Source organism: Acinetobacter sp. Brlt_5 (genome assembly GCF_051949055.1).
Lineage (GTDB): Bacteria > Pseudomonadota > Gammaproteobacteria > Pseudomonadales > Moraxellaceae > Acinetobacter > Acinetobacter indicus.
In genome coordinates this window covers 26,233-33,726 of record NZ_JAYJLP010000022.1, presented here as the reverse complement: position 1 = coordinate 33,726, position 7,494 = coordinate 26,233, and the positions used below count along the sequence as shown (strand labels likewise).

General features: G+C 44.2%; 7 protein-coding genes. 2 read left to right on the top strand and 5 right to left on the bottom strand.

The genetic code is table 11. The features are described 5' to 3' along the window. Positions 1-41 precede the first annotated feature (41 nt). Positions 42-572: a peptidase C39 gene (locus VF685_RS12780; protein WP_205779509.1), complete on the bottom strand. Its 531-nt coding sequence runs from the start codon at positions 570-572 to the stop codon at positions 42-44. Between the two features lie 98 nt (positions 573-670). Then, a complete protein-coding gene (omp38, locus tag VF685_RS12775) occupies positions 671-1,735 on the bottom strand; it encodes an outer membrane protein Omp38 (protein WP_104471996.1) in 1,065 nt (354 codons plus the stop codon). Positions 1,736-2,112: 377 nt separating this feature from the next. Here omp38 and VF685_RS12770 point away from each other — a divergent pair, with 377 nt between their 5' ends. Then, positions 2,113-2,637 (top strand): GspH/FimT family pseudopilin, encoded by a 525-nt coding sequence (locus VF685_RS12770; RefSeq protein ID WP_168384084.1) that lies wholly within the window; start codon positions 2,113-2,115, stop codon positions 2,635-2,637. A 122-nt stretch (positions 2,638-2,759) separates the two neighbouring features. After that, positions 2,760-3,935 (top strand): thiolase family protein, encoded by a 1,176-nt coding sequence (locus tag VF685_RS12765; protein ID WP_104470652.1) that lies wholly within the window; start codon positions 2,760-2,762, stop codon positions 3,933-3,935. 209 nt (positions 3,936-4,144) lie between these two features. On the opposite strand, the gene VF685_RS12760 is transcribed toward VF685_RS12765, so the two are convergent. The 3 genes from VF685_RS12760 to VF685_RS12750 form a co-directional block, all read right to left on the bottom strand. Then, positions 4,145-5,131 (bottom strand): diaminopimelate dehydrogenase, encoded by a 987-nt coding sequence (locus tag VF685_RS12760; protein WP_286385198.1) that lies wholly within the window; start codon positions 5,129-5,131, stop codon positions 4,145-4,147. Between the two features lie 241 nt (positions 5,132-5,372). After that, on the bottom strand, positions 5,373-5,858 hold the full coding sequence (locus VF685_RS12755) for a DUF934 domain-containing protein (protein ID WP_005175797.1): 486 nt from the start codon (positions 5,856-5,858) through the stop codon (positions 5,373-5,375). Beyond that, the gene (locus VF685_RS12750) at positions 5,851-7,494 is read right to left on the bottom strand and encodes a nitrite/sulfite reductase (RefSeq protein WP_016659814.1); all 1,644 of its coding nucleotides are present in this window, start codon (positions 7,492-7,494) and stop codon (positions 5,851-5,853) included. Before VF685_RS12750 ends, VF685_RS12755 begins: the two co-directional genes overlap by 8 nt.

Here is a 7,494-nt window from a genome sequence, read left to right as displayed (position 1 = left end):
GTCCAAGTGACTGCTTTTTTTATGATCTCGATAAATGTGGCTTAGCTATAACGCATCACAAAATTTCGGTCATCAATCACAATGGCCTGACGGCAAATGCCCTCTGCCTGACGCTGCTGCTCGAAAACCTGTGCTGGCATTGCATCAAAGCTGTCAAAAAAACAGACTTCTTCTGCATCCATCGAATAGATTAAGGAATGATTTCCCACGCCTTCTAGCGTGTCATAAAACACAATCACAAAGCGGCCCTGATCAACATATGTCTGCAAAGCGCTATAGCTGAGTGCCGGCTGTAGCGGAATCTGTAATTGCTGCGCTTCCTGATAACACAACACTTCCGTCGGGTGCTGGTGCGGATCAGGATCGGTATGAAAGCTCACCTCAAGCCCCAGCTTTTTCAACCCCACTGCTAGCGCAATTCCGAAAGTGCCATCTTCATTATTATGCCGGCACAGCTGGACCAGATCGGCAATTTCCAGATCAATCCCATAGTGCTGAAAAATCTTCCAAATAGCAAAAATACCACCATTGGCTTCAAGTTGAAGGAGTTGATCCGGAATTTCTGTGCTCATAATCCATCTTACCCAGACTGCGGGATTTTTAAGGCAATAAAATTCCATTATAAAAAAAAACGACTCCGAAGAGTCGTTTTTTCTAAGGTCTACTCAAATTATTGAGCAGCTGCTTCTGGTTGTACAGTAACTGTACGGCTACCAGTGATTGTCGCGAATACACGACGGTTCATAGCACGACCTTCTTTGGTGTTGTTGTCAGCAATCGGTTGATCCCAAGCGAAACCTTGAGTTGACAGACGAGCTGGGTCAACGTTGTATTCGTTTACAAGTGAAGATTTCACAGAGTTCGCACGAGCTAAAGATAAACGTTCGTTCAGTGCACGTGGACCAGTGTTGTCTGTGTGACCTTCGATACGCGCTGTTGCGTTTGGATATTCAACCAGTTTTTCAGCAACTTTAGCGATTTCTGGCTTGTATTGATCTTTGATGTTTGATTTGTTGGTATCAAAGAATACGCGAAGTTCCATGTTCAGGTCTTCAGTCAACTCTTGTGGAGCTGGTTGAACTGGAGCAACTGGCTCAACTGGAGCAACTTCTACTACTGGAGCAGCTGGTTTCAAACGGCCACCAAGAACAACGTTCAGACCTGCTAAAGCAGTGTAGTTCCAGAATTTTTCGTCAAAGTGGTAAGTACCACGTGCTTCAGTACGCAGCGCTAATGCATCGTTTAAGTGCCAGAATGCACCCACACCAGCATTACCTAAAGTACCTTCTTCTTTAAAGCCACGACCTACACGGCCTAATTCAGCTTCTGTAGCACCATCAAACTCATACTTGTAGTGACCAGCACCTAATAATACGTATGGCTTAACTTTGCTGTCATAGTTTTTAGTGAATACGTCTGAAGTCGCGTAGAAGTTACCCGCGATGTTTTGACCTTTGTATTCAGCACCAGCCAAATCAGTCATATCGCCTTTAACTTGGCTATATTCAGCTTCGAAACCTAACCAAGGAGTAAGTTCAACACCAAGTGCAGCACCTACAAATAAATCATCTTCCATTTGACCAGAAGTAGTTAACTCACCGTCATCACCACCATTGTTGTGCTGAGTGTCTTGGAAAGTGTAACCAAGCATTAATGGAGTAACAGTTACGCCTGCGTTTGCAGCTGCTAAAGGCGCAGCTACGAGCATTGCCAATGCAATACGACTCATTTTCATGGATTTATCCTCCAGAGATAACAAATTGTTGTTCAAGCTCAAGCCTAAAGTTTTGGCTATCCTGAGATAGGCTTTTTTTACCCCAGTTTTCTTTTTAAGCTAGTCACTTTGAATCATACAAACACTTTATTCTTTTTCCAAGTGCTTGATAATTTTAATCAAGTAAATTATTGACAAAATTACTTACAATTTCCGTTGTAATTCGGTAAATTTTTACTCAATTTTTTGTTGTGGATAGCTTATTGTCACTTCCACTTTATTTTAGCAGCTTTATAGAAAGATGCGTAAAAATAATGACAACCTAGAAAAATATTACAAAACAATATTTTGTATTACAGAAACATAATAAAAATATAAAAATTATAGGTCTACTTAGTATGTACTCAATTAAATCTCACACTTCAGGCTTTAGCCTGTTTGAACTCATTGTGGTGATGGCAATCATTGGCATCATTAGTGCGATTGCTTTGCCTCATTTCCAGCAATACTTGGCACAGCAAGAAGCCAAGCGCATCCGTTATTTACTGCAATATAGTATTAACCTGGCCAAATCCCAAGCCCTCACCTATCGTGCCAATATTGTGATTTGTCCGAGTGCCGATCTGCAGCAATGTCAGAATAATCAATGGAACAGCGGTTTTATTATTTTTATCGATCATAACCGCAACCGCAGCCTCGATTCTGGTGAATCCATTGTCTTAACCGAAAAGACCCGCCTGAAATACGGTAACCTGGAATGGAAAGGCGCCCTGTCTCTGCCCAGTCTCAGATTTAACGCCCAGCAGGGTTTACCTTTAGGCTCTAATGGCAGTTTTTATTATTGTTCAGGTTTTACCCCCAATCAGCGTATTTTCCTCAGTAATCGTGGTTTTCTACGCATAGAATTTCCCAATAGCTGCTAAAACTTATGCGTCTAAAGATGTATGAAAATTACGCTTTATTCTGTGGATTTTTCCCCTATACTGCTAGGGCTTAAGCTCAAAATAAATATTGAATTGATTAGAAACAGATTGGAGATACAACGATGACGGATATCGTAATTGTTAATGGTGCACGGACAGCAATGGGTGGTTTTCAGGGTAGTCTTGCCAGTTTAACCGCACCCGACTTAGGTGCAGCCACCATTCAAGCCGCTATTTCTCGTGCTGGCTTACAACCGACCGATATCGAAGAAGTCATTATGGGCTGTGTTTTACCGGCCGGCTTAAAACAGGGTCCTGCACGTCAAGCCATGCGTAAGGCAGGCTTACCGGATTCAACCGGTGCTGTAACCATTAACAAACTGTGTGGTTCAGGCATGAAAGCGGTCATGCAAGCCGCAGATATGATTAAAGCCGGTTCAGCAACTTACGTGGTTGCTGGTGGTATGGAATCAATGACCAATGCGCCGTATATCCTGCCAAAAGCACGCGGCGGTTTCCGTATGGGCCATGGTGAAGTCAAAGACCATATGTTCCTAGATGGCCTTGAAGATGCAGAAACCGGCCGTTTAATGGGTTCTTTTGCACAGGACATGGCCAATACCAAAGGTTATACCCGCGAGCAAATGGATGACTTTGCTATTCGTTCATTAAAACGTGCACAAACTGCAGTGAATGAAGGTTATTTTACCGATGAAATCGTGCCTGTAACGGTGTCTACCCGTAAAGGCGATGTCGTGGTCGATAAAGATGAACAACCATTCAACGCCAATATTGAAAAAATTCCAACACTACGCCCAGCGTTTGCTAAAGATGGCACCATTACTGCGGCCAATGCCAGCTCTATTTCGGATGGTGCATCTGCACTTGTATTAACCTCAGCAGACAACGCTGCAGCAAAAGGTTTACAACCGCTAGCCAAGCTAATTGCCTATGCTTCGAATTCACAGCATCCATCTGAATTTACCATTGCGCCAGTCGGTGCAATTCAAAAAGTTCTGGATAAAACCGGCTGGACGGTTGCAGATGTGGATCTGTGGGAAATCAATGAAGCTTTTGCCATGGTGACCATGTGTCCAATGGACGAGTTCAAACTGGACCCAGAAAAAGTCAACATCAATGGCGGTGCCTGTGCACTTGGTCACCCAGTTGGTTCGACCGGTTCACGTATTATTTTAACCCTGATTCATGCCCTGAAACGTACCGGCGGCAAGCGTGGTATCGCAGCCCTGTGTATCGGTGGTGGTGAAGCAACTGCTGTGGCGATTGAGTTGCTTTAATTGAAAGTCTCCCTTTCTTAAAGGGGAGACTTAGAGGGATTCAATCAATCATTCCCAATCCTCTCCTACAAGGAGAGGGCCAGGGAGAGATCTACCCTCTCTCTAACTCTCTCCCAAAGGGAGAGAGAACTACTAGGAAGGAAAATAAAAAGCCTTCACTTGGGGGCTTTTTATCATCACAATTAAAGTAACCGTTTAAATTTTAATACTTAAAGAATTTCTTTACGCAGTTGTTCCGGTGACTTCATCGACAATAAACCTGGTGCAACATCAAATGCGGTTTTCGCACCATACTGACCCATCTGGTTCATGCGGTAACACGCACGTGCATAAGCCACCAGTACGCTTGCGGTGAACTCAGGATTACTCTCCAGTTTTAAAGAGAATTCCATGACTTGATTATGGGCATCGCTGGTATTGCCACTGCGAATCACGAATCCACCATGTGGCATACGATTGTGTTCATTGCGAAGAGTTTCTTCATCAATGAAATTTACCGTTGTATTGTAGTCCGCAAAATAGTCCGGCATGGTCACAATCGCTTGTTCAACCTTAGCGGCATCTGCACCTTCTTCAAGTACCACATAGCACTCACGCGTATGCTTATCTCGGGTGCTTAACTCTGGACGTGAACCACTACGCACCTTGTCCATCGCATCGGTGGAGGGAATGGTATATTGCACACCCGCTTTCACACCCTCAACACGACGAATCGCATCTGAGTGCCCCTGACTCAAACCTTTACCCCAGAAGGTATAGGTTTCACCGTCTGGAAGTAAGGCTTCACCGAACAAACGATTGATAGAGAACATACCCGGGTCCCAGCCAATCGAAATCATGGCTGTTTTCTTGTTCGCAAGTGCTGGCGCATTTACAGCATCAAAGAACTCTGGAATACGCGCATGCGTATCAAAGCTGTCGACAGTATTAAATTTACTTGCTAATTCAGGGGTCTGTTTAGGCAAATCATCTTTCGATCCACCACATAAAATCAGTACATCAATCTGATTCTGGAAGTCAACCAATGCATCCATATGAAAAACTTTGGTTTCAGTAAAGCAGGGTGAAACAGTTTCAGGCGCACGGCGAGTAAAAATACCCACAAGCTGTAAATCTGGATTCTTTTGAATGGCAGTTTCCACACCACGCCCTAAATTGCCATAACCAGCAATACCAATACGAATAGAATGTTGCATACAGACAAGTCACTTCAAGCTAATAGTTAAACTTTTCCAAATCAGATTCATAAAACGAAGATGATTGGGTGCTTCTTCTGTGGATTCAAGCCATGATTCAGCCTGCTCACAGAATGCACCATATTGTGCCACAATGTTGTATTTGCACCAAATTAAAGCAAAGTCAGTCGCGATGCTGATCTAAATCTATCGCATAAAAACAAAAAAACCTCCTGACGGAGGTTTTTCGCAACGGGTGAAATTAAGCACCCGTTTGATAACGTGCCTGAGCCACGGCCGTCGAAGCCTGATAAGGATGGGTAAAATCACCCAGACCGGCTGCCGCTTCCTGAATATCTTTACCTTCTTTAATCACGAAGGTATCGAAACCGGAACGCTTCATATAGTTCAGTACGTCTTTAAATACATCACCTGTGGCACGAAGTTCACCTTCAAAACCCTGACGGCGAAGCAGTGCAGCAAATGAATAACCACGACCATCGTTAAAGCCTGCAAACTCAATAAAAATGGCATCGAGTTGATCTAACGGAAACTCATTGGTTTCAGGCGAAGCATCTACGGTTAAGTACAATGCTTTTTTACCTGAAACATTAGCAAGTTGATCGAGCTGCTCAACCGTTAAAACCACATCACCTTGTGGTAACACGCCATCTTCACCAATAATTTGGTAAGTATTGTCTGCAATCGTGCCATCTTTAGAGAGCACTTGTAGTGCGGTATTAAGCATATGCACGCTCCTTAAATGGTTGAATGCCAACACGGCGATAGGTATCAATAAACTCTTCACCTTCCTGGCGCAGGTCAAGATAAGTATTTAAAATTTCTTCCACCACATCTGGCACTTTTTCCGCAGCAAATGATGGCCCTAAGATGTCACCGATTGAGGCATCATGATCAGCATTACCACCCAGGGTAATCTGGTAGAATTCCGCGCCTTTTTTATCAACACCTAAAATCCCGATGTTGCCGACATGGTGATGACCACAGGCATTCATACAACCGGAGATGTTCAGATCCAGTTTACCCAGGTTGTAAATGGTATCAAGGTCATCAAAACGGCGTGAAATCGCTTCAGAAATTGGAATTGATTTGGCATTGGCCAGCGAGCAGAAATCACCGCCTGGGCAGCAGATAATATCAGTCAAGAAACCAATGTGCGCACGCGCCAGGTTGTGTTGATCCAAGGTTTGCCATAAGGCAAACAGGTCTTTTTGTGGTACATCTACCAGGGCAATATTCTGCTCGTGTGTAGTACGTAATTCACCGAAAGTGTACTGATCAGCCAGGTCAGCGATCAGGTTCATTTCTTCCGTGGTGACATCACCCGGGGCAATACCGGCACGTTTCAGTGAAATGGTGACAATACGGTAGCCTTTCACTTTGTGTGCATTGGTATTGATGTTAAACCATTGCTTGAACTTCGGATATTGTGCAAACAGCGCGGTGAAGTCCTCATCTGCATAGTCCTGATAATCGAATGGCGTAAAGTTCTCATCCATTTTTTTCAGGGTGTCTGCATCGACTTTTAAGGTTTTCACCGTATGTGCAAATTCAGCTTCAACTTTCTCGGCAAATACTTCTGGCGTGAGTGCTTTTACCAGAATCTTGATACGTGCTTTATATTTGTTATCACGACGGCCGTGCAGGTTATAGACACGCAGCACTGCTTCCAAGTAAGCAATTAAGTCTTCACGTGGCAGCCATTCTTTAATCACTGCACCGATGATTGGGGTACGACCCAAACCACCGCCAACCATGATTTTATAGCCCATTTCGCCGGCTGCATTGCGTACAATATACACACCAATATCATGGAAAGCAGTTGCCGCACGGTCAATTTCTTCAAGTGCAGATACCGCAATCTTGAATTTACGTGGCAAGAAGGCAAATTCTGGATGGAAAGTCGACCATTGACGGATCAGCTCACAGGTCGGACGCGGATCGGCAATTTCACCAGCGACCACACCGGCATACTGGTCCGTGGTGGTATTCCGGATACAGTTACCTGAGGTTTGAATCGCGTGCATCTGAACTGTGGCCAGTTCAGCCAGCATATCTGGCACGTTTTCTAGTGCAGGCCAGTTAAACTGAATATTTTGACGTGTTGAAACGTGGGCATAACCACGGTCATAGGCCTTGGCCAAGGCAGCGACTTTACGCAGCTGGGTCGAGCTCATTAAACCATAAGGCACGGCAATACGTAACATTGGCGCATAGCGCTGTACATATAAACCATTTTGGAGACGAAGTGGACGATATTCATCTTCTGTCAATTTGCCCGCTAAATAACGTTCCGTCTGGTCACGGAACTGCGCAACACGTTCATTAATCAGTTGCTGATCGAAATCAGTATATAAATACAT